Consider the following 26,366-nt stretch of genomic DNA (forward strand, 5'->3'; position numbering starts at 1 on the left):
GCGGCGACCTCCTCCGCATCCGGCCGCCGGTGCGTTTTTCGACACCGTTCAGCCGAGCGCGGCCATCCACTCCGCCCACTTGGCTTCCTCCGCCGCCACGTCCACGCCCGGCGCGACGACGTGGTGCGTCGCCACCAGCGGCCCGCGGAAGCCTTGCATGAAGCAGAAAAGGCCCTCGCCGGTACGGATCCCGACCGTCTGGTCGTTCACCGCGTAAATCACCCCTTCCGCCCCGGCCAGCCGGACTTTCGCGCCCACCGTCAGCTGTTCGACGCCCACTTCCTTCGCCAGCGCGGCCCACAGCGCCGGCCAGTCCGCGACGGCCGTCGTCCCGAACGCGGTGACCGGTTTCGCCGTCCGGCCCGGGAAGTGCCGCACGAACTCCACCAGGTTGCCGAAGAACAGCGCGCCGCCCGCCTGCATGGCCTCGAACTCGTCCGCCCAGTCGTCGCCGGGCAGGAATCCGCTTGTGACGCAGCGGACGACCGAACTGCCGCCCTCCCGGCCCTCGACGAGGAATTCGTACGCGATCCGTCGCCCGTCCGGCTCTGGTTCGCCGCCGTAGGCCAGCCGGTTCGGCGGATCCCAGGCGGTGATCGCGTGCGTCGGTTCGTAGGCCGCGAACGCGCCGCGCACGGCGCCGCCGACGCCGCCTTCGACCTCGTTGCGGCCCATGAACCACGAGTCGATGCCCGGCCCGGTCGCGATCGCCGCCCAGACTTGTTCCGGCTCGACCGGGACCTCGGCGGCGTCGATTTCCCGGAAGTCCTTACCCATGCCCGTTTCCCTCCCCCATCGGCACGCTCGGGTGCACCGCCAGCACCACCCGGTGCGCACGGCCGTTCTCGGCTTTCTCGTCGTGGTACTTCCCGACCAGCGTGGTCACCGCCGTCGCCAGTTCCTCCGCGAACGCCGCGCGGTCGGCCGCCGAAGCGAACCGGACCTCGCCGTCGAGCGCGAAGGTGGCGACGCGTTTCTTCGCTTTCGCCGCACCGGTGATCAGGATCCCGACGTCGCGCACCAGCCGACCGGCGACCGCCAGCAGCCAGCGCGCGGACAGCCGGTCCGGCGACTGCGCCGGATCGGGCTGCACGGCCGCGAGCGCGGACGGCGAGATCACGTACGACGCCGCGGTCGCCCGCATCATCCGCTCCGTGACGTTGCCCTTGCGCCGTTCCTCGACCAGCTCCACGAGCCCGTGCTTTTCCAGCGCGCGCAGGTGGTAGTTGACCTTCTGCCTCGGCAGGTCGACGCGGGCGGCCAGCATCGTCGCCGACGCGGGCTGGGCCAGTTCGGCCAGCAGCCGGGCACGGACCGGATCCAGCGACACCTCGGCCGCGGCCGCGTCCTCGATCACCGCAACGGGAAACATGCGTCCCATCGTCGCTGCTGAAGACTCAGCTTGTCAAGACAGGTTTTCTTGTCGGTAGACCTCGTGGACCACCGCGGCGATCCGCGGGACCACCTGCGCCGCGGCCTCCAGCGGCACGACGTGCCCGACGCCGGGCAGCACCACGGCGTACCCCCTGGCCAGCCCGCGCACGAACTGCTCGACGTCGGCGGGCGCGACGATCCGGTCCCGCTCCCCCACGATCGCGGTCACCGGCAGGTCGCCGGCCAGCGACAACGCGGCTTCCCGCGCGTAGGCGTCAAGTGCGGGCCGGAACTGCGCCACGGTGTGCGGCCAGTTGCCGCGGATCATCTTCACGGTCAGCTCGACGAGGTCCGGGCCGGGATCGTCGCCGAACAGCCACCAGCGCAGCCCGGCGCTCACCGCGCGGCTGGTGTGCTCGCGGAACACGCCGTAGAGCTTCGCGCCCAGCACCATTTCCAGGTCCTGCGCGAGCTTCCCGAGCGCGTTGGGCCAGGCCGCCGACGCCTCGGTGGCCAGCCGCCCGGACGAGGTCGACAGCAGCACCAGCCCGCCGGCGCGCTCGGCGAACAGCTCCGGATGCCGCTGGGTCAGCGACATGACCGCGAGCCCGCCCATGTCGTGGCCGACGAGCACGACGCGGCCGTGCGGGACGGCCCGCTCGATCACCTCGGCGAGGTCGTCGGCGAGCTGGCCCATCGTCGCGGTTCCGCGCGCGGCCCGGCCGGATTCGCCGTGCCCGCGGTGGTCGTAGCCGAGCACCGCGAGCGGATGCTCGACCGCGTCCGGCAGCACCGGGGCGATCCGGCCCCAGCTGCGCTGGTCGAGCGCGTAACCGTGCAGCAGCACGACGGTCACCGCCGCCGCCGGGTCGCCCCCGCGCACGAGGTGCAGGGGCGTGCCGTCGGCGAGCCGGAACCCGGGCATCAGGACGAGCGGAGGAACCGGTCCAGCACCCGGACGCCGAACTTCAGCGCGTCGACCGGGACGCGCTCGTCCACGCCGTGGAAGAGCCCGGAGAAGTCCAGGTCGGCGGGCAGTTTCAACGGCGCGAAGCCGAAGTTGCGGATGCCGAGCTGCTGGAAGGACTTCGCGTCGGTGCCGCCGGAGAGCATGTACGGCAGGGTGCGCGCACCCGGGTCCTCGGCCAGCACCGCGGCGGTCATGGCGTCGACGAGCGCGCCGTCGAACGTCGTCTCGACCGGCGGCAGCTCCATCCACTCCTTCTCGATGTCCGGCCCGAGCAGCTCGTCCAGCTCGCGGTCGAACGCCTCAAGCCGGCCCGGCAGGATCCGGCAGTCGACCGCGGCTTCGGCCACCGAAGGAATCACGTTCGACTTGTAGCCCGCGGTGAGCATCGTCGGGTTCGCGGTGTCGCGCAGGGTCGCGCCGATCATCCGCGAGATGTTCCCCAGCTTCGCGACCGCGCCCTCGAGGTCGTCCTCCGGAAAGTCCCAGCCGGTGATCTCGGTGACGCCCGCGAGGAACTCGCGCACGGAATCGGTCAGCACCAACGGGAACTGGTGCTGCCCGAGCTTCGCCACGGCCTCGGACAGCTTGGTGACCGCGTTGTCGCGATGAATCATCGATCCGTGGCCCGCCGTGCCGCGCACGCGCAGCTTCATCCAGCGGATGCCCTTCTCGGCAGTCTCGATAACGTACGCGCGGACGTTGTCCTTCAATGTGATCGAGAACCCGCCGACCTCGCTGATCGCCTCGGTGACCCCCTCGAACAACTCGGGCCGGTTCTCCACCAGCCACTGCGCCCCGTACTTGCCGCCCGCCTCTTCGTCGGCGACGAACAGGAACACGAGGTCACGGGGCGGCACGATATTGTTGATCTTGTAGTGCCGGGCCAGGGCCAGCGTCATGCCGACCATGTCCTTCATGTCGACCGCGCCGCGCCCCCACACGTACCCGTCCTGGACCGCGCCGGAGAACGGGTGCACGGACCACTCGGCCGGATCGGCGGGAACGACGTCGAGGTGGCCGTGGATCAGCAACGCCCCGCGGCTCGGGTCGGCCCCCGGCAGCCGCACGATCACGTTGTGCCGGTCCTTGCCGCCCGACTCGACGTAGGTGATCTCGTACCCGGCGTCGGTCAGCTTCTCCGCGACGTACTCGGCCGCGACCCGCTCGCCCACGAGGGTTTCGGGGTCGCCGGTGTTGGTGGTGTCGATGCGGATCAGCTCGCTGGTGAGCGTGACAGCCTCGTCCGCGGCGGCGTCGATCAAGTTCGGTTGGGTCACCGGCCATTCCTATCATCCGCCGCCCCGGCACGCCGTCGTCCCGGCGAGTGGACCCGCCGCCCGGCACGGCGGCCGCCCCCGAAGTCCGTGAGGGCCGCCCTGAGGAACTCTGATTCCCTCAGAGGGTGTTGTGGAACCGGGGTGGTTAGTCGTTGTGGTCTTCTGTTAGGCGGCGGGCTGCTTCGGTTTCGATGGGGCCGCGGGGTTCGATGTGTTCGTCGGCGAGGCGTGCGGCCATGAGCCGGATCATCGCGAACTGGATCATGGCTTCGGCGTGGGCGGTTTTTCGTTCGTAGTCGCGGGTCAAGCGCCTGCACCTCGTCAGCCAGCCGAAAGTTCGTTCCACCACCCACCGGCGGGGCAGCACCCGGAAGCCTGCCACATCCGCGTTGCGCGGCACCGCCACGATCTCCACGTTCTCTTGTCGGCGGGCCCAGTCCACGAGGGTGGCGTCTTTGGAGTTGACGTAGCCGCCGTCCACCCACACCAAGCCGAGCCGGGGAAACCGTGCCCGGATCCCGGCCAGCAGCCGCCGGGCTCCGGGCCGGTCCTGCACCGACGCCGACGACACGGCCACGCCCAGCACCAGCCCGAGCGTGTCCACCAGCACATGCCGCTTGCGGCCCCGCACCCGTTTCCCCGCGTCGTAACCGACCCGCTCCCCGCCCTCGCAGGTTTTCACCGACTGCGAGTCCAGCACCGCGGCCGAGGGCTGCGGGCAGCGGCCGCCGCGTTCGCGGACACGCCCGCGCAGCACGTCGTGCACCCGCTGCCACGTGCCGTCCGCGGTCCACGCCGCGAACACCCGATACGCCGTGGCCCACGGCGCGAGATCACGCGGCACCAACCGCCACGCACACCCGCTGGCCAGCACATAGCTGATCGTGTCGACCACCAGCCGACGCGAATGCACCGGCGGACGCCCGCCCAGACGCGGATGGGTTCTCGGCAGCAGCGGTTCAATCACCGCCCACTGCGCATCGGTCAACGACGAGGCATACACCGGCTTGCACGAACAGACACACACCCGACCCGATGATCACCATCGCCACGCCCATACCACCACCGACACACCCAACCGACCACCAGGTTCCACAACACCCTCTCAGAGTCCCCCTCACGACCAGCCACCGGAGGTGAGGGGGCTTCATGGAGCCCGCCGCGGATGCTCCACCACCCGCGAGACCGCGGCCAGCGCACCCAACGATCGAGGCACCCAGCCCCTCCCGCGCACCCCGATACGAAGCCTCCCTGCGGTTCGGAGGTGCTTGTCAAGGCATCTTTCCCGCCCTGACAAGCACCCCCGAACCGTCAGCACACTCGGGCTTCGGGGTGCCCCACGCAACCACTCCACCTGCGAAACGCACCCCCATCCGACTGATCCGCCAGTCAACCCAAGATCGCAACTCCTTGCCACAAAACAGATAATTCAAATCGTTACGCATCCACCCCCACCGGAGTTGCGATTTTCGCAACGCGCAGTTACCGTCTCCGGCCATGGACGAAACGGACCAGCTGAGAGAACGGGTGCGCCAGCTGATCCAGTCCATGCCCGTCCCCCAACGCGAGTTCGCCGCCGCCATCGGCCTGGACCAGACCAAACTCTCCAAGGCCCTCAACGGCACCCGCCGCTTCTCCCCGCACGAACTCGTCCGCGTGGCCGAATACTCCGGCGTCACGGTGAACTGGCTGCTCAACGGCAGCGACGACGCCAAAACCGTCACCGCCGTCCCGGCCCCCGCCGCGGGGACCGCCAGCGACCCCGGCGACCTGGCCCACTCGGAGCCCCGGCGGCGGATTCTCGAAACCGCCTGGCAGCTCATCGCCGAACGCGGCTACCACCGGGTGCGCATCGCCGACATCGCGCAAGCGTGCGGCACGAGCACCGCCGCCATCCACTACCACTTCCCCACCAAAACCGAAGTCCTCGACGAAGCGTTGCGGCGCAACGTGAAGCTCGCTTTCGACCGGCAGGTCGCCGAGCTGCACGCGGTGCCCGGCGCGCACGACCGGCTGCTGAAGCTGGTCGAACTCCAGCTGCCCACCGAGGGCCTGCTGCGCGCCGAATGGTCGGTGTGGCTGCAGGTCTGGAACGAGGTCGCGCTCGACCCGCGGCTGCGTTCGCTCTACACCGATTCCTACGACCGCTGGTACCAGACCATTCTCATGACCATCCGCACCGGCCAGGAGCAGGGCGTGTTCCGCCTGGCCTGCCCCGAGGCCGCCACCGCGCAGCTCACCGCGCTGATCGACGGCCTCGGCATCCAGGTGCTGACCGGGCGTCCCGGCAGCACGGTGGGCGCGATGCGCGCGCACCTGCACGACTTCATCGACCGCTCGATCGTCCAAGGAGCCTGATGAACCACGAGGTCATCGTCACCTGCGCGCTCACCGGCGCGGGGGACACCACCCGCCGGAGCCCGCACGTCCCGGTCAGCCCGGCGCAGATCGCCGAGAGCGCCGTCGAGGCCGCCAACGCCGGCGCGGCCGTGGTGCACATCCACGTGCGCGAACCCGAAACCGGCGCGCCGTCGCGGGACGTCGCGCTGTACCGCGAGGCGGTGCGGCTGGTCAAAGAGTCCGGTGTGGACGTTGTCGTCAACCTCACCGCGGGCATGGGCGGCGACCTGGTCATCGACGCCGAGGACCCGCTCAAGCCGGTCGACGGCACCGACCTGGTCAACGCGCACGACCGGCTCCCGCACGTCGAAGAACTGCTGCCGGACATCTGCACCCTCGACTGCGGTTCGCTGAACTTCGGCGAGGGCAACCAGCTCTATGTGTCCACTCCGGACATGCTGCGCACCGGCGCGAAGCGCATCCAGGAACTGGGCGTGAAGCCCGAACTGGAGATCTTCGACACCGGCAACCTGTGGTTCGCCACGAAGATGGTCTCCGAAGGCCTGATCGACCCGCCGCCGCTTTTCCAGCTCTGCATGGGCATCCCGTACGGCGCGCCGCCGGATCCCGGGCTGCTGCAGGCGATGGTGCACCTGCTGCCGGAAGGCGCGCAGTGGGCGTCGTTCGCCATCGGGCGCGAGCAGATGCCGTGGGTCGCGCAGTCGGTGCTGCTGGGCGGGCACGTCCGGGTCGGGCTGGAGGACAACCTCTACCTGGCGCGCGGTGTCAAGGCCACCAACGGCCAGCTCGTCGAACGCGCGGTGGACATCGTGCAGAAGCTCGGCGCGGACATCGCCGGCCCGGACCGGGCGCGGGAAATCCTGGGGCTGAAGGAGCGCGTGAATGCCTGAGACCGCTGAGACCACTGTGGACACTGTCGCCTGCATCGGAGCCGGCGTCATCGGCGGCGGCTGGGTCGCGCACTTCCTCGCCCAGGGCTTCGACGTCCGGGCCTGGGACCCCGCCCCAGACGCCGCGGAGAAGCTCGAACGGCTCGTCAACGCGGCCTGGCCCGCGCTCACCGAATTGGGCCTCAAGCCGGGCGCGAACCGGGACCGGCTCACCGTCACCGCGACGCTCGCGGAGGCCGTCGACGGCGTGGGCTTCGTCCAGGAGAGCGCGCCGGAAGACCTGCCCCTCAAACAGAAACTGCTCGCCGACATCGACGCCGTCACCGCGCCGGACGTCGTGGTCGCCTCCTCCACCTCCGGCTACGGCATGACCGAAATGCAGGTCGCCGCGAAGACGCCGGAACGGCTGGTCGTCGGGCATCCGTTCAACCCACCGTACCTGATTCCGCTGGTCGAGGTCGCGGGCGGGAAGCTCAGCGCGCCGTGGGCGGTCGAGCGGGCCGCCGCGTTCTACCGGCGCGTCGGCAAGTCCGTGATCACGATGGACCGCGAGGTGCCCGGGTTCATCGCGAACCGGCTCCAGGAAGCGCTGTGGCGCGAAGCCCTGCACATGGTCGCGAACGGCGAGGCGACCGTCGAGCAGATCGACCTCGCGATCACCGACGGACCGGGCCTGCGCTGGCCGGTCCAGGGCCCGATGCTGACCTTCCACCTGGCGGGCGGCGAGGGCGGCATGGCGCACATGCTGGACCACTTCGGACCGTCGCTGAAGTCGCCGTGGACCCGGCTCGAAGCACCCGAACTCACCAAAGACCTGCGCGACGCCGTGGTCGCGGGCTGCGCCGACGAGGCGGACGGGCGGACCATCGCCGACCTGGTCGCCGAACGCGACCGGGCGGTCATCGCGATCCAGCGCGCGGTCGGGCAGGCCCGTCGTGGCTGAGTACCGCGACCGGGTCCGGCCGGAGTGGATCGACTACAACGGCCACCTCTCCGAGCCCTACTACGTGCTCGTCTTCGGCGACGCGACCACGGCGCTGATGGACATCGCCGGCCTCGGCCCCGGCTACCGGGAGAGAACCGGGGCGTCGCTGTACACAGTGGAGGCGCACGTCCGGTACCTGCGCGAAGTCGGCGCGGACGCCGAACTCGAGGTGACGACCTCCGTGCTGTCAGTCGGCGCGAAAAAGGTGCGGCTGTGCCACGAAATGCGCGTCGGCGGCGAACTCGTCGCCACCGAAGAGCTGTTGTGCCTGCACGTTTCCGGGGGCCGCGCGACGCCGTTCCCCGCCGAAATCGCCACCGCGCTCGACACGCACCTCGCCCCGGTCCCGGACTACGCGGGACGCGCCATCGCCTGACCCCCTCCCCCCATCGTGTCGTGAGCGGCGATCCCGGTCAGAACCGGGATCGCCACTCACGACACCCGCTCGAAAGTCACCCATGGAAGCCCGATGTAAACCGACCAACGTTTCCCGCCGCCGATTCCTCACCGCCGCGCTCGGCGGCGCCGCTCTCGCCGGCACCGCTCCCCTGCTGGCCGCCTGCGGCTCCACCGTCGCCGCCGCCGTCCCCTCCGGGCCACCCCGGCGAGGCGGCACTCTTCGCGTCGGAGTCACCGGCGGAGGCGCGTCGGACACGCTCGACCCGCACATCCCCGCCACGAACCCGGACATCGCCCGGGTGCTCAACCTCTACGAGCCGCTCCTGCTGCGCGATCACGACTACCGGCTCCAGATGCTGGTCGCCGAATCGCTGAAGTCCTCGCCGGACGCGCGCACCTGGACCGCCGTGCTGCGCCAGGGCATCCGCTTCCACGACGGCCGCCCGGTGACCCCGGCCGACGTCGTCGCGACCTTCCGCCGGATCACCGACCCGAAGGACCCGAAGAGCGGCGCGGCCGGGCTGAGCATGCTCGGCGAGGTCGCCGCGACCGGCGACCGGACCGTCGAATTCCGGCTCACCTCCCCGAATTCCGGCTTCGACGACCTGCTCGGGCAGTACAGCCTCGGCATCGTCCCGGCCGATTTCGACGTCAAACGGCCGATCGGCACCGGCCCGTTCAAAGCCGAGACCTTCACCGCCGGGCTGCAGAGCACCTTCGTGCGCAACGAGCACTACTGGCGTCCGGGCGAGCCGTACCTGGACCGGTTGTCGCTCATCAACTTCGCCGACGACGACGCCCGGATCAACGCTCTCCTCTCGTCCCAAGTGGACGCGATCGACCAGGTTCCGGTGGCGCTCGTGGACGTGCTCCGCAGCGATCCGCGGATCCAGGTGCTCCGGTCGGAAACCGGGACCTGGCTGCCGTTCACCATGCGCGTCGACCGGCCGCCCTTCAACGACGTCCGCGTGCGCCAGGCGCTGCGCCTGGTGGTCGATCGCGAGCAGATGATCAATCAGGTGCTCAGCGGACAGGGCCGGGTCGGCAACGACCTGTACGCGCCCTTCGACCCGGCCTACAACCGGCAACTGCCGCAGCGGAAGCAGAACATCGCCGAGGCGAAACGGCTGCTCGCCGAAGCGGGCAAGCCGAACCTCGACATCGAACTGGTCACCGCGCCGATCCAGGCCGGTGCGGTCGAGGCGGCGCAGGTCTTCCAGCAGCAGGCCAAGGCAGCAGGCGTGAACGTGCGGATCCGGAAGATCGACACCACCACGTTCTACGGCGAGAACTACCTGTCCTGGGATTTCGCGCAGGACTTCTGGTACACGCGCAACTACCTGCCGCAGGTCGCGTCCGGCGCGCTGCCGAAAGCGCCCTACAACGAAACCCATTGGAACGACCCGGAATTCACCGGCCTCGTCACGCGGGCGAGCGCCACCGTGGACCCGAAGGCGCGCACGGAGCTGCTTCACCGCGCGCAGCAGATCGAATACGAACGCGGCGGGCTGATCGTCTGGGGGTTCGTCGACCAGGTCGACGCCTACCAGTCCTATGTGGCCGGATTCGTGCCGGACCGGACCGGGATCTCGCTGTCGGGCTACCAGTTCCGCCAGGTCTGGCTCGGCACGGCGGAAGGGGGCGCGGCATGACCCGGCTGATCCTCAAACGGCTGCTCGTGAGCCTCGTGGTGCTGTGGCTGGTCACCCTGCTGGTGTTCGTCGCGACGCTGCTGCTGCCGGGCGATCCGGCGCGGGCCATCCTCGGCCAGCAGGCGACTCCGGAGCGGATCGCCGCGCTGCAGCACCAGCTGCACCTCGACGAACCGGTCTGGCAGCGCTACCTCTCCTGGCTGGGCGGCCTGTTCACCGGCGACCTCGGCACGTCGACCTCGACCCAGGGCCCGGTCACGACGCTGCTGGCGGACCGCGTGTCGGCCTCGCTCGTCCTGCTCGTGCTCGCCGCCGTGATCGCCACCCCGCTCGGGCTCGCCTTCGGCACCTGGACCGCGATGCGCCGCGGCCGCGCCGGCGACCAGGTCGTCTCCGGGGTCAGCCTGGTGATCGCCGCCTTGCCGGAGTTCGTGATCGGCGTGGCGCTCATCGTCCTCTTCGCGACGACGGTGTTCCGCGTCCTGCCTTCAGTCACCCTCACGCCACCAGGCGAAGCGGTATGGGCGCAACCGAGTCAGCTCGTGTTGCCGGTGCTCACCCTCGTGCTCGTCGTGACGCCGTACATCACCCGGATGATGCGCGCGACGATGGGCGAAGTCCTCGATTCCGGGTACGTGGAAATGGCACGGCTCAAGGGAATGCGCGAGCGGACGGTGCTGCTGCGGCACGCCCTGCCGCACGCGGTCGGGCCGGTCGCGCAGGTCGTCGCGATCCAGCTGGCGTGGCTGGCCGGCGGCGTCGTGGTGGTCGAATTCCTGTTCCGTTACCCCGGCATCGGCCAGGCGCTGATCGACGCGGTCGGCAAACGCGACGTCGCCGTCGTCCAGGCGGTGACGCTGCTGATCGCCGCGGTCTACATCGTGGTGAACCTGCTGGCCGACGTGATCGGCATCCTCGCCGATCCCCAGCTCCGGACGGAGGCGCTGCGATGACCGCGGTCGAAGAAGAACAGGTGGTGCCCGCCGTCCCGGAAACGCCGCCGCGCGCGGCCGGGCTGATCCGCACCGCCTGGACGTTCCCGCAGGCCAAGGTCGGCACCGTGCTGGCCGGAGTCGTGGTCCTCGTGGCGTTGCTCGGCCCCTGGCTCGGACCGATCCTCACCGGGCACACCACCACGGACTTCGCCGGGAAACCGTTCAAACCCGGCGGACTCATGGGAACTGACGGCCTAGGCCGCGACGTCCTCACCCGCTTCCTGGCGGGCGGCACCACGCTGCTGCTGTACGCGGTGCTCGCCACCGCGCTCGGCATCGTGCTCGGCGCGCTGCTCGGCATGATCGCCGGGTACGGCGGCGGCTGGCTGGACAGCCTGCTGATGCGCGGCAACGACGTGCTGCTGTCGTTCCCGCAGCTGGTCATCGCGTTGCTGGCGATCGCGGTGATCGGCCCGAAGGGCTGGCTGCTGGTGCTGGTCATCGGGCTGACGCACGCGCCGCGGACCGCGCGGGTCGCCCGGCAGGCGACGGTTTCGGTGCGCAATCACGATTACATCCGCGCGGCCGAGATGTACGCCGTGCCGCGCGGCCGGATCCTGCTGCGCGAGATCCTGCCGAACATCACCGGCCCGCTGATGGTGGAGCTGGGGCTGCGGCTGACGTATTCGATCGGATACATCGCCTCGCTGTCGTTCCTCGGGCTCGGCATCCAGCCGCCCGCCGCGGACTGGGGCCTGATGATCAACGAGAACCGGATCGCGCTCGTCGTGCAGCCGTGGGGCGTGCTGCTCCCGGTGGTCGCGATCGCGGTGCTGGCCGTCGGCACGAACCTCGTCGCCGACTCGCTCGCCTCGGCCGCGGCCGGGCGGACCCGGGAGGATCGGGGATGACCACAGCCATGACCAAGGCCCTGGAGGTGACCGGGCTGGCCGTGCGCACGACAGCGGGCCGTCCGGTGCTGCGTTCGGTGTCCTACGAGATCGCCCCCGGCGAGGTCCTCGCGCTCGTCGGGGAGTCCGGCTCCGGCAAGACGACCGCCGGTTTGGCCGCGCTCGGCCATTTCCGGCGCGGGCTGGCCTCCGGCGGCGGCCAGGTGGTGCTGCACCCGCGCGACGGCGAACCGGTCGACATCCTGACGCTCGACGACGCCGCGCGCCGTCAGTTGCGAGGCAACGCGGTCGCGTACATCCCGCAGGACCCGGCGTTGTCGCTGAACCCGGCGCTGCGCGTGGGCCGGCAGATCGCCGAGGTGCTGGAAACGCACGGGTATGCGGGTGCGGCGGGCGAGCGGGTGGCTGAGGTGCTCGCCGAGGTCGGGTTGCCCTCCGACGAGGCATACCAGCGGCGTTACCCGCATCAGCTGTCCGGCGGGCAGCAGCAGCGGGTCGGGATCGCGATGGCTTTCGCGTGCCGCCCGAGCGTCGTGGTGCTGGACGAGCCGACCACCGGCCTGGATGTGAAAACACAGGCGCTGGTGCTGGAAACGGTCCGGCAGCTGACGTCCGAGCACGGTGTCGCGGCGCTCTACATCACGCACGACCTCGCCGTCGTGGCGCAGCTCGCGGACCGGGTCGCCGTGATGTACCAGGGAGATCTGGTCGAATGCGGCGTCGCTGATGACGTGTTGCGGCGGCCGAAGCACGCGTACACGAAGCGGCTCCTCGCTGCGGTGCCCGACCTCGGCGCGGAGCCCGCCGCTGCTCCGCCACCGGACGACGCGGTAATCGCCGCGCGCGACATCCGGATGTCCTACGGGCAGCACAAGGTGTTGCGCGGCATCGACCTCGCCGTGACGCGCGGAGAAAGCGTGATGCTGCTCGGCGAGTCCGGCTCCGGCAAAACCACGCTGTCGCAGTGCATCGCCGGACTGAACCGCGGATTCACCGGTACTGTCGCGCTCGAAGGCACCCCGCTGGCTCCGGCGGCCCGGCAGCGCAGCACCGACGAACTGCGGCGGATCCAGTACGTCTTCCAGAGCCCGTTCTCGTCGCTGAACCCGCGCAAGACGATCGCGCAGTCGATCGAGGTTCCGCTGGTGCGCTTGACTTCCCTCTCCCGCACCGAGCGCCGGAAACGCGTCGCCGAGACCCTGGACCGGGTCCGCCTGCGGCCGGACCTCGCGAACCGGCTGCCGGACCAGCTCAGCGGCGGCGAACGGCAGCGCGCCGCGATCGCCCGCGCGCTCGTGACGACGCCGGACGTCCTGGTGTGCGACGAGGTCACGTCCGCGCTGGACGTCTCCGTGCAGGCCACCATCGTCGAACTGCTCGGCGAACTGCGCCGGGAACTCGGCATGGCGATGCTGTTCGTGACGCACAACATCGCCCTCGCCCCGGAGGTGGCGGACCGGATCGCGGTCCTGCGCGGCGGCGAGATCGTCGAGGAAGGCGCCGTCGAGGCAGTGCTGAACTCCCCGTCGCACGAATACACCAGCGAACTTCTCGCTACGACGCCGAGGCTGTGAGGAGCCGAATGACTGTCAACGGTGCAGTAAACCCCGGTTACGAGGGCGTGCGGGACGCGTTCGGCGAAATCATCGAGGCGACCACCGGCGGCGCCGCGTTCAGCGTGTTCCGCGACGGCGCCCCGGTGGTGGAACTGTGGGGCGGCTCGGCGGCGGACGGCGTGCCGTGGACCGAGGACACCCGTGCCGTGTTGTTCAGCGGCACCAAGGGTGTGGTCGCGACCGTCCTGGCGATGCTGACCGCGCGGGGAAAGCTCGACCCGGACGAACGTGTCGCCCGCTACTGGCCGGAGTTCGCCGCGGCGGGCAAGGAGGACGTGCCGGTCTCCCAGGTCCTTTCGCACACCGTCGGCCTGCCCTACGTCGAGGCCGACCTGCCCATGCTGGACAACGCGGCGAACGCCGGGGCCCTCGCCGCCCAACGTCCGTTGTGGACTCCCGGCACGAAGGTCGCCTACCACGCGCTCACCTACGGCTACCTCGCCACCGAACTGGCCCGGCGCGTCACCGGAGCGGACCTGGGCACGCTGATCCGCGGCCTCCTCGCCGAGCCGCACGGTCTCGACCTGCGGCTCGGCGCCCCGCCGGCTCTCCCGGTCGCCACCCTGCGGCGCGCACCCGGGTACCGGATCAGCACGTTCCTCCACGACCAGGAACGCCGCCGGATCGTCGAACGGATGTACCGCGGCCTGCTCGACTCGGGCGACTCGATGAACTCGCCGGAGTACCGCGGCGCGACGCTGGCGGCAGGCGGCGCGGTCGGCACCGCGACCGCGATGGCCCGCCTCTACGACCTGCTGCGCTCGGGCAAGCTCGTCCCCGGAGACGTCCTCGTCCGCGCCACCCGCACCTGGTCCGAAGGCATCGACGCGATCAACGACCGCCCGCTGCGCTTCGGCCTCGGCTTCGAACTGGCCGACCCGATCGGCACCTACGGCCCCGCCGGCGCCGACCCCGCCGCCTTCGGCCATTCCGGAGCCGGCGGCGGCCGCCACGGTGCGTGGCCGTCCCGGGGTTTGTCGTTCTCCTTCGTGCCGAACGAACTCCAGGCCGAGGACGTCGACCGCCGAGCGTCCTCGCTTCTGCAGGCACTGCACGAGGCCGCCTGACCTACCTTGGGGAGATGCGGATCGTCTCCCTGCTGCCCGCCGCCACCGACCTCGTCGCCGTTCTCGGCAAGGCGAGCGACCTCGTCGGCCGCACCCACGAATGCGACTGGCCCGCCGAGGTCGCGTCGGTACCGGTGGTGACCGCCGCCGACCTCGGCTCCGACACCCTCACCAGCCGCGAAATCTCCACCGCCGTCGGCTCGTCGCACCAGGGTTCGTCGCTCTACTCGGTCGACGTCGGCCAGCTGGCCGCCCTCGCGCCGGACCTCGTGCTCACGCAAGACCTGTGCGAGGTCTGCGCGGTGTCCTACACCCGCGTCGCCGCGGCGGTGCGGATGCTCGACGCCGGACCGCGCGTGCTCAGCCTGGAACCGCGCACCTTGGACGAGGTCCTCGGCTGCCTGACCACCCTCGGCGACGCTCTGGACGTCCCGGACGTCGCCGCCGCCCGAGTCGCCGAACTCCGCTCACGGCTCGCCACGGTCGGCCGCCGCATCGCTGGACTTCCCCGGCCGCGGGTGGTCGCACTGGAGTGGCTCGACCCGCTCTGGCCGGCCGGACACTGGGTGCCCGAGCAGATCTCCACCGCGGGCGGCGCCCCGTTGCTCGCGGAACCGGGCGAGCACACGAAACCGATGACGTGGGACGCCGTGCTCGCCGCCCGCCCGGACGTCCTGCTCCTGCTCCCCTGCGGCTTCTCCCCGGACCGGACCGAGACTGAGCTGGACGTCCTCACCTCGCTCCCCGGCTGGACCGGCCTGCCCGCGGTCCGGAACGACCGGGTCTGGCTCCTCGACGGCCCGGCCTCCTTCAACCGGCCCGGCCCCCGGGTGGTGCGCGGAGCGGAGATTCTCGCGACGGTTCTGCACGGCCTTCCCGCCGACCCCCCGGTCAGCCCCGCGGAAGCCCGGCGGATCTGACTGACAGTCGTGCGTGGCAATCCCGGCGAGAACCGGGATTGCCACGCACGACCGGAAAAGATCGCCCGCGCGGGAAGCCACCCGCCCCCTTTCGCGTTGTCCCTCATGCAGGACCGGCACGGAACGGGGGCGTCCCATGGCACTGCCCGAACGGCACGCGGCGGACTACCCGGCGCCCCGCCTGGCCGTCGATCTCCCGATCGCGGCTCTCCTCATCGCCTCCCTCGCCCACTGGATCCGAGGCGCTCCCGCCGACGGCGTGATCTTCTTCGCCGCCGCGATCCTGCTGATCGTCACCGAACGCCACCGCACCCCCGCCGACGCTCTGCTCCCCGCCACCCGCCTGCCCGGCCCCTCGCTGATCGTCGCCGTCGCCCTGGTCGCCCTGGTCTTCGGCCGCCAAACCGTGCCGATGTTCCTGGCCGTCACCGCGATCGGCGTCGGCGCGCTCACCGTGGAATGGCGGGACCCCTCGCTCCCGCCGCGACCGGTGCCGCGCCGCAGCTGGCTGTGGGTCGCGCTGGCGATCTCCTGGTGCCTCTGGGAACTCATCTCCTTCGTCTACGAACAAGCGGCTGGCGGACTTTCGCTGACGCATCCCACGATGAGCGACCTCGTCGACCCGATCCTCGGCAACCGCGTCGTGCAGGCTCTCGCGCTCGGCGTCTGGACGGCCGCCGGGCTGGCGATGCTGCGAGCCGCCGCCACCGCGAGGAGAACGGCATGAGCAGCAGGCTGATCACCGAAATCGGCTTCGGCGCGATCGTGGCCGCCGCGCTCCTGCTGTGGCTGGGCAGCCACCTGTTCCCGGAGAAAATCCCGTCGCTGACCCGCGTCCTCTCCGCACTGATGCGCAAGCGGTCCACCCGGATCGCGCTCGTGCTGGCCTGGTGGTGGGTCGGCTGGCACTTCTTCGTCCAGAGCTGACCCCAGCCCCGGGTAAATCATCGATTATTTCTGCTATAGTCGACGATATGAGCGAACGCCTCGAAGTCTCCCGGATCATTCCCGCCCCCGCCGGCGCCGTCTTCGCGGTTCTCGCCGACCCGCAGGGCCACGTCGACATCGACGCGTCCGGGATGCTCATGGCCGCCGAAGGCGAACCGGTCACCCGGGCCGGCGACCGGTTCGTGGTCCACATGGACCGGGAAGCGCTCGGCGACCGGCCGCTGGGCAAGTACGACGTCGAGGTCGTCATCACGAAACTGGTCCCGGACGAGGAAATCGCCTGGACCGTCGAGGGCAGCCTCCGCCCGCACGTCCGCCACGTCTACGGCTACCGGCTGGAACCCGCCGAGGACGGCACCCGCGTCACGTCCTACTACGACTGGTCCGAACTCAGCGAGGAGTGGAAGGAGCGCCTGACCTTCCCGATCGTGCCCGAATCCGCCCTCAAGGCGACGCTGGGCATCCTGGAGCGCACCGTCCGCCGCCGAGCCGCCGGCTAGCGGTACCGCAGCGCGGCCGGCTTGCCCCGCTCCGCCAGATACTGCTCGAAGGTGACCACGCCGTCCGGGTGCTCGGGCGCCAGGTTCGCGCCAGCCGCGTAGCCCCGGGCGACCCGCCCCGGTGCCGGCACCGAAACGAGCCGTCTGGCCTTCCCCGACGCGGCGAGCAGGGCACGCGCCAGCTCGGCCGTCGTCCGCACTTCCGGTCCGCCGAAGTCCGAGACCCGCTCCCGCGGTTCGCCTCGCGCCAGTTCGACGAGCCGCGCCGCGACGTCGCGCACGTCGACGGGCTGGAAGCGGAACTTCGGCACCGGCACTGCAGGCAGGCGCGCGGCGCCGGCGAGGATCGTCCGGACCAGCGAGTGGAACTGCGTCGCCCGAAGGATCGTGTACGGCATCCCGGAACCCGCGATCAGCTGCTCGGCGGCCAGTTTCGCCTGGTAGTACCCGAGCGGGATCTTGTCCACGCCGACGATCGAGACGTACACCAGATGCGGCGTCTGCCCGCTCCACCGCGCGGCCTCGACGAGCGTGCGGACCGTCTCGACCTCCCGGCGGTAGTCCGTCGCGCAGTGAATCACCGTCCCCGCCCCGGCGACCGCGACGTCGATCCCCCGTCCCGTGCGCAGGTCACCGGCCGTCCACCGGACACCTTCGCCGGACCGCCTCCGCCGGCTCAACGCCCGCACCGGAACCTCCGCGGCCCGGAGCCGTTCCACGACCACCCGGCCCAGTTGCCCGCTTCCGCCGGTGACGAGGATCTGCTCGGCCACGTGGTCCTCCCCTGCCGCATCGCCCGGGCTCAGCCGGCTCTCGCCCGCCATCCTGGCATGCCTGGCACCGCGCGGGTCAAAACCTCGAACGCCACCGCACCGTCGGCTCGTCCGCTGCGTCCCGGCGCGGCGCGTCTTTCCGCAGCAGCACCGACAGCCGCCCGTAGGCGGTGATCAGCTCCGACGTCGTCTCATTCCCCCGCCCGGCCCGCGCGTGCTCGAACCCCTGGCGCAGCGCGGCCAGCGCGGCCGGTTCCGCGGTCGCGAGCAGGCCGGCGGCCTCGGAAACGGTCTCGGCCAGGCCGTCGAGCATGGCCTTCGTTTCCGGCCGTCCGGGCGCGACAGTCAGCACCGGCGACAGCACGCGCAGCTGCTGGTGCAGCCGGTAGAGCACGGCAAGCGGATCGTTCTGCCCAGCACCGTCCATCGTGCTCCCCTCCGCTCCGTCCCCGGGGAGACGCGGCGGAGGCTCCCCCATGACGCCAGGCGCCCGCTCGACTTCGCTCAGGAGTCCTCTGCCTCCAACCCGTCCCGGTCGGCCCACTCCAGCAACGGCTCAAGCGAGTACGCCACGTCGTCGATCCCCGCGTGCAGGTCGCCGAGTTCGGCGAACCGCGCGGGCACGGTCGCGATCGTGCAGTCGTGCGGGTCGACGTCGTCGACCTCGTCCCAGCGTATTGGCGTCGACACCAGCGCCTCGGGCACGCCGCGCACCGAATAGGCGCTGGCGATCGTGTGGTCACGGGCGTTCTGGTTGTAGTCCACGAACAGCTTCTCCGGGTCGCGGTCCTTGCGCCACCAGGCGGTGGTGACCTCGTCCGGAGCCCGCCGCTCGACCTCGCGCGCGAACGCCAGCGCGGCCCGGCGGACGTCGGCGAACCCCCAGCGCGGCTCGATCCGCACGTAGATGTGCATCCCGCTGCCGCCGGACGTCTTCGGCCAGCCGCGCACGCCCAGCTCGTCGAGGATTTCTTCGGCGACGTGCGCGACCCGGCGCACCGTGGCGAACCCGCATTCCGGCATCGGGTCGAGGTCGATCCGCCATTCGTCCGGCCGTTCGGTGTCCGCGCGACGGGAATTCCAGGGATGAAACTCCACAGTGGACATCTGCACCGCCCACGCGACGTGCGCCAGCTCGGTCACGCACAGCTCGTCGGCGTGGCGGTGGTAGCGCGGGAACTGCACCCGCACCGTCTCCAGCCACGGCGGCGCACCGTTGGGCACCCGCTTCTGGTGCACCTTCTCGCCGGTCACCCCGGACGGGAACCGGTGCAGCATGCACGGCCGTTCCCGCAGCGCGCGCACGATCCCGTCGCCGACCGAGAGGTAGTAGCGGACGAGATCGAGCTTCGTCTCGCCGCGCGCCGGGAAGCAGACCCGGTCCGGGTTGGACACCCGGACCGTCCGGTCCCCCACGTCGAGCTCGACGGCCTCGCCCTTAGCCATGGCACCGACCGTATCCGGAAACGCCCGGGACGTCAGCGGCCGGACGGCACGAGGGTGAACTGCCCGCCCGCCGCGGAGCGGCGTCCCGCCACCGGGCTCGGTCAATTCGGCAACGCGGCCAGCACGGAGCGATCCAGCTTGTACACCGTCACCGTGCCCGACCGGAAGGCCACCGAGAGGCCGGGAAGGCCGTCCAGGTTCTGCAATCCCGGCGCCAGCTCGAACGTCGGCGCGGTGTACCAGCTGTTCGGCGAACCGGGTCCCGCGCCCATGGTGGGCGCTGCGCTGTCCACGTAGACGTAGCCGATGTTCAGCGACAACACGGTTTTCCGGATCTTCGGGTCGGTCGGGTAGTCGCGGAACGAGCGCAGCAGCTCATAGGTCACCGGTTCGAGGGCCGAGCCGAGCGTGACCACGTTGACCACCGGCACCCGGTCCTCGACATAAGCGTAGGTCGAGCCGTCGTTGGCGCTGTTCATCAGCCGTTCGCCGGGCTTGATGTGCTCCTCGACGAACTTCGCCGCCCGCTTGTCGTCGTCGTTCACCCTGGTGAACTCCGGCTTCGCGTAGCGGGTGGCGATCACCTCGGCGTTGCGGTGTTCGTAGGGAATCGCGGCGTAGCCGACATATCCGGCCAGCACGACGGCGAGCGATGCCGCGGAAACCGGACCGGCGAACCGTCGCGCCCAGCCGAACACCGCCGGTTTCTCCGGCTTCCCGGCCAAGCGAATGATTCCGATCGCCACGAATACGACCGCGATAGCCGCCAGCACCGGAATGAACAGGGAAATGTGCGACTGAATGCGCACATACGATTTGTAGAACGGGGATCCGACCATCGAGCCGATGCCCGACCAGGGGTGCACCCTGAAATCGACGACGATCGCCAGCCAGAACAGCCACATCGCGGCGACGCCCCAGGCACGGCGCAGCGCCAGGACGACCAGCACCCCCACCAGCGCGAGCACGCCCGCGCTGAGCTGCGAGAAGATGCCGTGCGGATCGAAATAGCCGCCGTAAGTGAGCTTGAGGTTGCTCGACAGCGCGTCGCCGAACGGTCCGGGCGGGATGTCCGGCGACCACGTCCCGGTGCGAGTGGCCTGGCTCGCCGAGCCGAGCAGGGTGGTTGCCGAGGCGAGCGCGGCGACCACCCCGGCGGCCAGCAGCACCGGCCATTGCCCGCGCAGGATTTCCCGTCCCCGCTTCGTGCAGGCCTCGACGATCCAGAACACCACCACGCTGAGCCCGACGGTGGCGGCCACGCTCGGGTGGACCGAGAACACCCCGGCCACCCCGATGCCCAGCACGACGGCCCGCAGCCAGCGCGAACCCGGCCCCCAGCCGCGGAGCCCGCCCGCGGTGATCAGCGCCGCGAGCACGCCGGGAGCCATGCTCATCGCGGCCGCGTTCGGCGCGATCCCGCCGTCGTGCAGAAGCTGCACGCCCGGCCGGTAGAGACCGGCCGCGACCAGCGCGGCCGCCCCGCCGGCGAGGGCCGTCCAGCCCGATCCGGCGCGCAGCCTGCGGAACACCGCGGCCGCGAGCGCCGCCGAGCCGAGCACGAACACCGGCCCGGTGATCAGGGCGTTCACCACGTTGAAGCCGGTGATCGGCCCGCCGCTCACCTGGCCCGACAGCGCGGCGGGCAGCGGCAGCCCGGACGGGTAGAACGACACCGGCTGCCCGGTCAGCACGTCGATCGGCAGCAGGTCCCACGGCGCGGCCCGGCCGGTGTCGCTGATGTAGGCGACCAGCACCATGTGGATGATCGTGTCGTGTTCCTGCGGGTAGGTGTCCCAGGAGCCGAGGCCGCCGTGCCACTGCTGCATGGCCAGCGCGATGCCGCCCAGCACCAGGACCGCGGCGCCGATCTTGGCCGTCAGCAGCCACCGGCCGGTCAGCGCGGGCAGCAGCGAGGTGTCCGGCTGCTCGATCGGCGCGGGCTCGGTGCGGCCGCGGCGGAACCAGGCGATGCCGAAGACGATCGCGGACAGCAGCACGGTCACCGCGAGCGCGAGCGGAATCCCGAAGGACAGCCCGGGAATGCCGGACGCGAGACCGGCGAAGCCGTACACGCCGATGCTGACCGGCGCGGTCAGCGCGGCCAGCCACAATTTGTCCCGGACGCCGGCGGCGAGTTGCACCAGAAGCCCCGGCACGGCGAGAACGGCCAGCCCCGCCAGCGGGTACAAAAGCAGACTCACGGCGAAGACCACCCAATCTCGTGAAGAACTCGTTGGATTCCACGGGGAACTGCAAGCTGTACTGAAGACTGGGGCCGCCGGCCGGGCGTCGAAGGCGTAACTTCCGATTCGCCTTCGATTCCGACGTGCTGGCTTCCGGCCGTCGCCGAGAATACGACACCGACCCCGGGATACCCGGACCGGCCCGGCAGAAGTCGATCGACGGCGGGGCGGGGCAGCGGGACGCCCCGAGTCCCGCCCCGCACAGGCTCCGGAAGCCCGATGTGCCAGCCGCTCTCAGGGCCGCGGCCGCGCGACTACCCGCTGCCGCCGGGCTTCGCGTCGAGCACGGCCGTCTGCTTCGCCAGCCCCGACGTCGACCGGGTGCCGTGTTCGACGGTCAGTCCCCGCATCGCCACCGGGTAGTCGAACCGGAACACCGCGACCGGCTCCCGGACTTTGTCGCCGCGAAGGTACGTCGGCAGTTCGGTCGCCTTCGCGTCGGCGTACAGCGGCACGTACGGCCCCCCGGCGTCCGCGGAGTAGGAAACCCCGACCAGCGACTGCGCGTCCTGGCCGGGCGCGAAGCGGTAGCGGACCGGCTGCACGATGCCGTCCGCCAAGGAGGCCGGGGTGCGGCACGGCACGACGAACGCGTTGGTCCAGTCCAATGTCACCGGCTCGTCCACGGGGATCACGTTCGTCAGCGGCCTCAGCCGCGGAATCCGGGGCGCGGTGACCGCGACCCAGCCCGACGGACCGGGGTCCTCGTCCCGCGCTACGACCCGGACCCGCTGCGCCCCTGGCGCCTGCCAGCGGGGATCGAAGCGCGCGTCGAGCCACTTCCCGGTGTCGTCCGCTTTGGCCTGCACCGTCGCCAGCACGGTCCCGTCCGCTTTCGCGAACTCCACCGACACCCGCACTTTCCCGTGCCCGGCGCGGGAAATCACGACCGGCGGCGAATCCGGCGACCCGGCATCGGCGGGCAGGTCGTACCACCCGGTGACGAGCGTGCCGGTCCGCGACGGCGACCCGTACGAACTCCACGCCGGATGCTCCGGGTCGCTGCCGAACGGGGCCCGCGGCGGGGAGTCCGGCGGGAACGCGGTGTTCGTCGCGAACCCTTCCGCCGAGGCCGGAGCGGACGGCCGGAGCACGCCGGCGCCGATGTCCGGCTCGACGTCCAGCCAGTCCTCGACACCGCAGGCGTTCCCGGCATGGCCGGCTCCGGCCGCGAGGCCCAGCGAAGCCAGATTCGACCGGCCGACGGAGTAGGTGCCCCAGCGCAGCTTCACCGCTTGTGCCTGCCCGACCACCTCGACCGCCACCGTAGCGGCCGCCACCGCGACGATCACCCAGCCCGACCTCGGCAGCCAGCGCGGCGCCCGCCCCGCCCCGGCCCGGCGCCTCGCGCTTTGCCACGCCCCGGCGACCACGCCGGCGAGCGCGACCGCCAACCCGGCCCAGAGGGCCAGATCCGCCAGCCGCACTCCCTTGACCGTGGGGACGGTGTCGCCCCAGCGCACGTCGTAGTCGGACTGCATCCACCACCAGTTCGGCGCGGACCAGGCCAGCCACGTCGTCGCCGCGACCAAGCCCAGCGTCGCCGTCCGTGCCCACACCGAGGACAGCGCTCCGCGTGCGACGGTGTGCACCAGCATCGCGATGACCACCGTGCCGAATCCGGCCAGCGCGCCGAAGTGGTGGGTCCACTTCGTCGGCGTGAACGCGAGCACGACCAGGCACAGGACACTGATGACGACCATGCGGCGGGCAGGCCCGCCAGCCAGTCCCGGGGCGCGGCGCCAGATCAGCAGCACGGCCGTCAGCGCCATCGCCAGGAGCATCAGCAGCACCGGCACCCGGCGGTTCAGCGCGCCCTCGACCACCGACGGGTCGAGCAAGGTGGCATACCGGTTGATTTCGCTCTGCCACGGCAGATCCGGCCCGATCTTCTGCCGGACAGCGGTCGACTCCAGGACGGCAGTCAGCGGCTGGTCGTAAAACGCCGTCAGGAGCGCGCTGGCACCGGCGCCGACCACCACCGCGACCGTGCCGAGCACGCGCAGGTCGCCGCTCCTGCGCACCAGCCGGACAAGGGGGCGCACTCCGGCGATGAACGGCAGGAACGCCGCGATCCCGAGCGGGTTCGTCGTCGCGGTGGCGCCGGCGACCACCAGCCCGGCCGCGACCGGCGTCACCGCACCGGTCGCCACGGCGCGTTCGACCAGCGCGAACACCGCCAGCGAGCCGAACACGATCCACGGCTCCGGCCGCAGCCCGACGTCGAAGGCCACGTACCAGGCCAGGAAAAGGGCCGCGGCCGACCAGCGGGTCCACCGGGCCGGCCGGTTCACCAGCCGCGGCAGCACGACACGATCGATCAGGAACCAGGACGCCAGCCCCAGCAGCACCGACGGCAGCCGCATCCACACCATGGCGGGCGTGACGCGGCCGAGAAGCGCGTACAGCTCGTAATACCAGCCCCACGGTGCTTCCGGCGCGTTGAACCAGCGGAAGTAATTGCCGGTGAACCCGCTCGTCTCGCGAGCGCGCAGCATCGTCGAGATGTACCCGTCGTCCACGGTGAGCGCGCCGACGACGGACCAGACTCCGAGCACCCCGGTCACGACGAGGTCCGCCGGCCGCGGCACCCACGCCCGCCGGGGAAGCAGCCGGACCCCTCGTGCGGCTCCCCGATCGCGCCGGATGAGCAGCACGATCAAGCCGAGCAGCGCGAGCAGCGACACCACGCCGAGCGCGACCTTCGCCGCGCCCGGCGTGCTGACCCATCGCGTGTCGGGTTCGATCTGCGCGGAAACCGTGCCGGGATGCTCGGTGTACAGCCCGGTGACGATCGGCCTGCCCGTCGTCCTGGCGGTGCCGACAGTGGTGCCTTCGCCGTCGGCGTGCACCGTCAACGTGCAGTCGCCGCCGGCACGTTGGCGAAACAGTTCCGTGCCACCGAGTACTGCTCTGACCGTGCCGTCGACCGCGCGGATCTCCAGCCCGCCCGCGACGGGCTCCGCGCCCTGCTTGCCGTTCGGCGGGGTCGTCGCGAGCAACAACCCGTTCGGGTCGGCGCATCGGACAGTCGCGTCGAGCTTGGCCGGATGGTACGGGTACAACGGCAGCGCGGTGTCCTGCGCGCCGTCCCAGCGGTAGGTCGTTGTCCCGGTGTTCACCGGCGCGACGGTGAACAGCACCGCGGCCAGCGCGGAAACGAGCCCGAGCCCGATGATGAGCCAACGGTGGCCGGCTCGCGTGCTTGCGGCGGCGTCGGAATCTGGGGTCGGCACGGCGCGGAGTTTAGTGTCGCGGCGTATTTCCGCCGTGAAGCGGCCCAGCGCCGCCGCGTCATCGCACGTGAGGCCAGTCTCCGGGAGAATTCCGGGTCCGGGTGCCTCGGCCCGCCGCGCCGCGCGCTTCCGTCCACTGTGGAACAGCCGCCGCGCTCCGTCGTCGCCCGATCCGGCGACTGCGGCGCGCTTCCCGGCCCGGATACCCTTGAGGACGCCCCGGATTACCCGAAAGTCTCCGGCCGGACCGTCCACCGTGGACATCCGCGCAGCTCCGGCACCATTTCCGGAAGTCAACCGGGCCCCGCCTGGTTTGCCCGGTTCCTCCACGGTGATCTGGAGCACACCTTAAGTCCAGCCTAGGTGTGCTGCGTCACGCGGTGCGGTACCGCTAGCGTCACGCAACCATGGAATCCACAGTGGTCGCCAAAGAGGGCGACAACTACACGAAAGCACTGGGCAATCGCCAGGTGCAGATGATCGCGATCGGCGGGGCGATCGGGGTCGGGCTCTTCCTCGGCGCGGGCGGGCGGCTCCACGAAGCGGGGCCGTCGCTGGTCCTTTCCTACGCGCTGTGCGGCATCGCGGCCTACTTCGTGATGCGGGCGCTCGGCGAACTCGTGCTGCACCAGCCCAGCTCCGGCAGTTTCGTGACCTACGCCCGCAAGTTCATCGGCCCGTGGGCCGGGTTCGTGTCCGGCTGGACGTACTGGCTGAACTGGGCCATGACCGGGATCGCGGAGATCACCGCGGTCGCGATCTACGTGCACAAGTGGCTGCCGGACGTGCCGCAGTGGATCACCGCGCTGGTCGCGCTCGGCGTGCTCATGGCGGTCAACCTGCTGAGCGTGAAGCTGTTCGGGGAACTGGAGTTCTGGTTCTCCGTCGTCAAGGTCCTCGCGATCATCGTGTTCCTGGTGACCGCGCTCGGGCTCGTGTTCACCGGGGCGAACATCGGCGGCGCCACCGCAGGCGTGCACAACCTGACCGACCACGGCGGGTTCTTCCCGGCGGGCGTCGGCATCGCGCTGATGACGCTGCAGGCGGTCGTGTTCGCCTACTCCGCGATCGAGGTCGTCGGCATCGCGGCCGGCGAGACCAAGGACGCGCGCAAGGTGCTGCCCAAGGCGATCAACGGCGTCGTGTGGCGGATCGGCGTCTTCTACGTCGGTTCGGTGCTGCTGCTGGCGATGCTGATGCCGTGGCCGTTCTACAACGGCGGCGAAAGCCCGTTCGTCACGGTGTTCTCGCGCCTGGGCATCGGCGGCATCGGCGACGTGATGAACGCCGTCGTCCTCACCGCCGCGCTTTCCTCGTGCAACTCGGGCCTGTACTCCACCGGCCGCATCCTCCGCGCGCTGGCCGACGAGGGCGAAGCGCCGAAGTTCGTCGGCAAGATGAACTCGCGCCACGTGCCCTACGGCGGCATTCTCTTCACGTCGGTGGCCTACGTGCTCGGCGTGGTGCTGAACTACATCGTGCCCTCGGAGGCGTTCGACATCGCCACCGCGATCGCCTCGCTCGGCGTCGTCGCCACCTGGGCGACCCTGGTGTTCTCCCAGATGCGCATGCGCCAGGCGGCGCTGCGCGGCGAACTGGAGCGGCCGGGCTACCGCATGCCCGGCGCGCCCTACACCGGCTGGGCCACGCTCGGATTCCTCGTGCTGGTCGTGGTGCTGATGGGATTCTCCGACGGGGCCGAGAAGATCGCGTTCTACTCGATCCCGGCGATCGTCGTGGTGCTCGCCGTCGGCTGGCGGCTCGTGTCCCGCAAACGGCAGGCGCGCACCGGCACCTGAGCGGAGCCCGCGTTCCCCCATCCCCGCGAACGCGGCACCGGCCCGGCCGTCCTTCCGATAC

At 70.8% G+C, this 26,366-nt stretch carries 24 protein-coding genes; 14 read left to right on the plus strand and 10 right to left on the minus strand.

The genetic code is table 11. The features are described 5' to 3' along the window. Positions 1-48 precede the first annotated feature (48 nt). The 5 genes from A4R44_RS31725 to A4R44_RS31745 form a co-directional block, all read right to left on the minus strand. Positions 49-777 carry a hypothetical protein gene (locus A4R44_RS31725; protein WP_067588856.1) on the minus strand — a complete coding sequence of 243 codons (729 nt, stop codon included), beginning with the start codon at positions 775-777 and terminating at the stop codon, positions 49-51. Next, a complete protein-coding gene (locus A4R44_RS31730) occupies positions 770-1,372 on the minus strand; it encodes a helix-turn-helix domain-containing protein (RefSeq protein ID WP_067588858.1) in 603 nt (200 codons plus the stop codon). The genes A4R44_RS31725 and A4R44_RS31730 overlap by 8 nt, the downstream gene beginning before the upstream one ends. 33 nt (positions 1,373-1,405) lie before the next feature. Continuing rightward, positions 1,406-2,299, minus strand: coding sequence for an alpha/beta fold hydrolase (locus A4R44_RS31735; RefSeq protein WP_067588860.1), 894 nt, complete (start codon positions 2,297-2,299; stop codon positions 1,406-1,408). Beyond that, a complete protein-coding gene (locus tag A4R44_RS31740; protein ID WP_037805907.1) occupies positions 2,299-3,621 on the minus strand; it encodes a M20/M25/M40 family metallo-hydrolase in 1,323 nt (440 codons plus the stop codon). The genes A4R44_RS31735 and A4R44_RS31740 overlap by 1 nt, the downstream gene beginning before the upstream one ends. A 145-nt stretch (positions 3,622-3,766) precedes the next feature. Beyond that, positions 3,767-4,648 carry an IS5 family transposase gene (locus tag A4R44_RS31745; RefSeq protein WP_107648920.1) on the minus strand — a complete coding sequence of 294 codons (882 nt, stop codon included), beginning with the start codon at positions 4,646-4,648 and terminating at the stop codon, positions 3,767-3,769. Positions 4,649-5,118: 470 nt separating this feature from the next. Between A4R44_RS31745 and A4R44_RS31750 the strand changes: the two genes are divergently transcribed. The 13 genes from A4R44_RS31750 (at position 5,119) to A4R44_RS31810 (ending at position 16,805) form a co-directional block, all read left to right on the plus strand. After that, a complete protein-coding gene (locus tag A4R44_RS31750; RefSeq protein ID WP_067588862.1) occupies positions 5,119-5,979 on the plus strand; it encodes a TetR/AcrR family transcriptional regulator in 861 nt (286 codons plus the stop codon). Beyond that, the gene (locus tag A4R44_RS31755) at positions 5,979-6,872 is read left to right on the plus strand and encodes a 3-keto-5-aminohexanoate cleavage protein (protein WP_067588864.1); all 894 of its coding nucleotides are present in this window, start codon (positions 5,979-5,981) and stop codon (positions 6,870-6,872) included. Before A4R44_RS31750 ends, A4R44_RS31755 begins: the two co-directional genes overlap by 1 nt. After that, positions 6,865-7,815, plus strand: a complete 951-nt coding sequence (locus A4R44_RS31760; RefSeq protein ID WP_067588866.1) for a 3-hydroxyacyl-CoA dehydrogenase NAD-binding domain-containing protein — start codon at positions 6,865-6,867, stop codon at positions 7,813-7,815. The genes A4R44_RS31755 and A4R44_RS31760 overlap by 8 nt, the downstream gene beginning before the upstream one ends. Continuing rightward, entirely contained in the window at positions 7,808-8,233 is a 426-nt protein-coding gene (locus A4R44_RS31765) for a thioesterase family protein (RefSeq protein ID WP_067588868.1), read from the plus strand. The genes A4R44_RS31760 and A4R44_RS31765 overlap by 8 nt, the downstream gene beginning before the upstream one ends. Positions 8,234-8,315: 82 nt before the next feature. Next, the gene (locus A4R44_RS31770) at positions 8,316-9,908 is read left to right on the plus strand and encodes an ABC transporter substrate-binding protein (RefSeq protein WP_067588870.1); all 1,593 of its coding nucleotides are present in this window, start codon (positions 8,316-8,318) and stop codon (positions 9,906-9,908) included. Beyond that, positions 9,905-10,861 carry an ABC transporter permease gene (locus tag A4R44_RS31775; RefSeq protein WP_067588872.1) on the plus strand — a complete coding sequence of 319 codons (957 nt, stop codon included), beginning with the start codon at positions 9,905-9,907 and terminating at the stop codon, positions 10,859-10,861. The genes A4R44_RS31770 and A4R44_RS31775 overlap by 4 nt, the downstream gene beginning before the upstream one ends. Beyond that, entirely contained in the window at positions 10,858-11,754 is an 897-nt protein-coding gene (locus tag A4R44_RS31780; protein WP_095213758.1) for an ABC transporter permease, read from the plus strand. Before A4R44_RS31775 ends, A4R44_RS31780 begins: the two co-directional genes overlap by 4 nt. Next, positions 11,751-13,328 carry an ABC transporter ATP-binding protein gene (locus A4R44_RS31785; protein ID WP_067588874.1) on the plus strand — a complete coding sequence of 526 codons (1,578 nt, stop codon included), beginning with the start codon at positions 11,751-11,753 and terminating at the stop codon, positions 13,326-13,328. The genes A4R44_RS31780 and A4R44_RS31785 overlap by 4 nt, the downstream gene beginning before the upstream one ends. An 8-nt stretch (positions 13,329-13,336) precedes the next feature. After that, positions 13,337-14,437: a serine hydrolase domain-containing protein gene (locus A4R44_RS31790; protein ID WP_067588876.1), complete on the plus strand. Its 1,101-nt coding sequence runs from the start codon at positions 13,337-13,339 to the stop codon at positions 14,435-14,437. Between the two features lie 14 nt (positions 14,438-14,451). Further along, on the plus strand, positions 14,452-15,357 hold the full coding sequence (locus A4R44_RS31795; protein ID WP_067588878.1) for a cobalamin-binding protein: 906 nt from the start codon (positions 14,452-14,454) through the stop codon (positions 15,355-15,357). Positions 15,358-15,493: 136 nt separating this feature from the next. After that, positions 15,494-16,084 (plus strand): hypothetical protein, encoded by a 591-nt coding sequence (locus tag A4R44_RS31800; RefSeq protein ID WP_067588880.1) that lies wholly within the window; start codon positions 15,494-15,496, stop codon positions 16,082-16,084. Beyond that, complete coding sequence (locus tag A4R44_RS31805; protein ID WP_067588882.1) at positions 16,081-16,284, plus strand: DUF6186 family protein; 204 nt, start codon at positions 16,081-16,083, stop codon at positions 16,282-16,284. Before A4R44_RS31800 ends, A4R44_RS31805 begins: the two co-directional genes overlap by 4 nt. Before the next feature lie 47 nt (positions 16,285-16,331). Continuing rightward, a complete protein-coding gene (locus A4R44_RS31810) occupies positions 16,332-16,805 on the plus strand; it encodes an SRPBCC family protein (RefSeq protein WP_067588884.1) in 474 nt (157 codons plus the stop codon). Here the strand turns inward: A4R44_RS31810 and A4R44_RS31815 are convergent. The 5 genes from A4R44_RS31815 to A4R44_RS31835 all read right to left on the minus strand — a co-directional run bounded on the left by A4R44_RS31815 (position 16,802) and on the right by A4R44_RS31835 (position 24,506). Further along, on the minus strand, positions 16,802-17,578 hold the full coding sequence (locus A4R44_RS31815) for an SDR family oxidoreductase (protein WP_067588954.1): 777 nt from the start codon (positions 17,576-17,578) through the stop codon (positions 16,802-16,804). The genes A4R44_RS31810 and A4R44_RS31815 overlap by 4 nt on opposite strands. Before the next feature lie 76 nt (positions 17,579-17,654). Then, entirely contained in the window at positions 17,655-18,005 is a 351-nt protein-coding gene (locus A4R44_RS31820) for a hypothetical protein (RefSeq protein ID WP_232791872.1), read from the minus strand. A gap of 77 nt (positions 18,006-18,082) precedes the next feature. Beyond that, a complete protein-coding gene (gene ligD, locus A4R44_RS31825; RefSeq protein WP_067588888.1) occupies positions 18,083-19,024 on the minus strand; it encodes a non-homologous end-joining DNA ligase in 942 nt (313 codons plus the stop codon). Positions 19,025-19,125: 101 nt separating this feature from the next. Then, positions 19,126-21,228 (minus strand): DUF6541 family protein, encoded by a 2,103-nt coding sequence (locus tag A4R44_RS31830; RefSeq protein ID WP_067588956.1) that lies wholly within the window; start codon positions 21,226-21,228, stop codon positions 19,126-19,128. 296 nt (positions 21,229-21,524) lie between these two features. Continuing rightward, on the minus strand, positions 21,525-24,506 hold the full coding sequence (locus A4R44_RS31835) for an arabinosyltransferase domain-containing protein (protein WP_067588958.1): 2,982 nt from the start codon (positions 24,504-24,506) through the stop codon (positions 21,525-21,527). Positions 24,507-24,913: 407 nt separating this feature from the next. On the opposite strand from A4R44_RS31835, the gene A4R44_RS31840 reads away from it, so the two are divergent. After that, positions 24,914-26,305 (plus strand): amino acid permease, encoded by a 1,392-nt coding sequence (locus A4R44_RS31840; protein ID WP_067588890.1) that lies wholly within the window; start codon positions 24,914-24,916, stop codon positions 26,303-26,305. Positions 26,306-26,366: the final 61 nt, after the last annotated feature.

Source organism: Amycolatopsis sp. M39, assembly GCF_001651785.1.
GTDB lineage: Bacteria > Actinomycetota > Actinomycetes > Mycobacteriales > Pseudonocardiaceae > Amycolatopsis > Amycolatopsis rubida.

Bases quoted from the DNA above. Each gene is read 5' to 3' on its own strand.
- A4R44_RS31735 (WP_067588860.1), bottom strand. From the start codon at position 2,299: ATGCCCGGGTTCCGGCTCGCCGACGGCACGCCCCTGCACCTCGTGCGC.
- A4R44_RS31795 (WP_067588878.1), top strand. From the start codon at position 14,452: ATGCGGATCGTCTCCCTGCTGCCCGCCGCCACCGACCTCGTCGCCGTT.
- ligD (WP_067588888.1), bottom strand. From the start codon at position 19,024: ATGGCTAAGGGCGAGGCCGTCGAGCTCGACGTGGGGGACCGGACGGTC.
- A4R44_RS31775 (WP_067588872.1), top strand. From the start codon at position 9,905: ATGACCCGGCTGATCCTCAAACGGCTGCTCGTGAGCCTCGTGGTGCTG.
- A4R44_RS31805 (WP_067588882.1), top strand. From the start codon at position 16,081: ATGAGCAGCAGGCTGATCACCGAAATCGGCTTCGGCGCGATCGTGGCC.
- A4R44_RS31780 (WP_095213758.1), top strand. From the start codon at position 10,858: ATGACCGCGGTCGAAGAAGAACAGGTGGTGCCCGCCGTCCCGGAAACG.
- A4R44_RS31725 (WP_067588856.1), bottom strand. From the start codon at position 777: ATGGGTAAGGACTTCCGGGAAATCGACGCCGCCGAGGTCCCGGTCGAG.
- A4R44_RS31820 (WP_232791872.1), bottom strand. From the start codon at position 18,005: ATGGACGGTGCTGGGCAGAACGATCCGCTTGCCGTGCTCTACCGGCTG.
- A4R44_RS31840 (WP_067588890.1), top strand. From the start codon at position 24,914: ATGGAATCCACAGTGGTCGCCAAAGAGGGCGACAACTACACGAAAGCA.
- A4R44_RS31770 (WP_067588870.1), top strand. From the start codon at position 8,316: ATGGAAGCCCGATGTAAACCGACCAACGTTTCCCGCCGCCGATTCCTC.
- A4R44_RS31800 (WP_067588880.1), top strand. From the start codon at position 15,494: ATGGCACTGCCCGAACGGCACGCGGCGGACTACCCGGCGCCCCGCCTG.
- A4R44_RS31760 (WP_067588866.1), top strand. From the start codon at position 6,865: ATGCCTGAGACCGCTGAGACCACTGTGGACACTGTCGCCTGCATCGGA.
- A4R44_RS31785 (WP_067588874.1), top strand. From the start codon at position 11,751: ATGACCACAGCCATGACCAAGGCCCTGGAGGTGACCGGGCTGGCCGTG.
- A4R44_RS31755 (WP_067588864.1), top strand. From the start codon at position 5,979: ATGAACCACGAGGTCATCGTCACCTGCGCGCTCACCGGCGCGGGGGAC.
- A4R44_RS31730 (WP_067588858.1), bottom strand. From the start codon at position 1,372: ATGTTTCCCGTTGCGGTGATCGAGGACGCGGCCGCGGCCGAGGTGTCG.
- A4R44_RS31790 (WP_067588876.1), top strand. From the start codon at position 13,337: ATGACTGTCAACGGTGCAGTAAACCCCGGTTACGAGGGCGTGCGGGAC.
- A4R44_RS31810 (WP_067588884.1), top strand. From the start codon at position 16,332: ATGAGCGAACGCCTCGAAGTCTCCCGGATCATTCCCGCCCCCGCCGGC.
- A4R44_RS31750 (WP_067588862.1), top strand. From the start codon at position 5,119: ATGGACGAAACGGACCAGCTGAGAGAACGGGTGCGCCAGCTGATCCAG.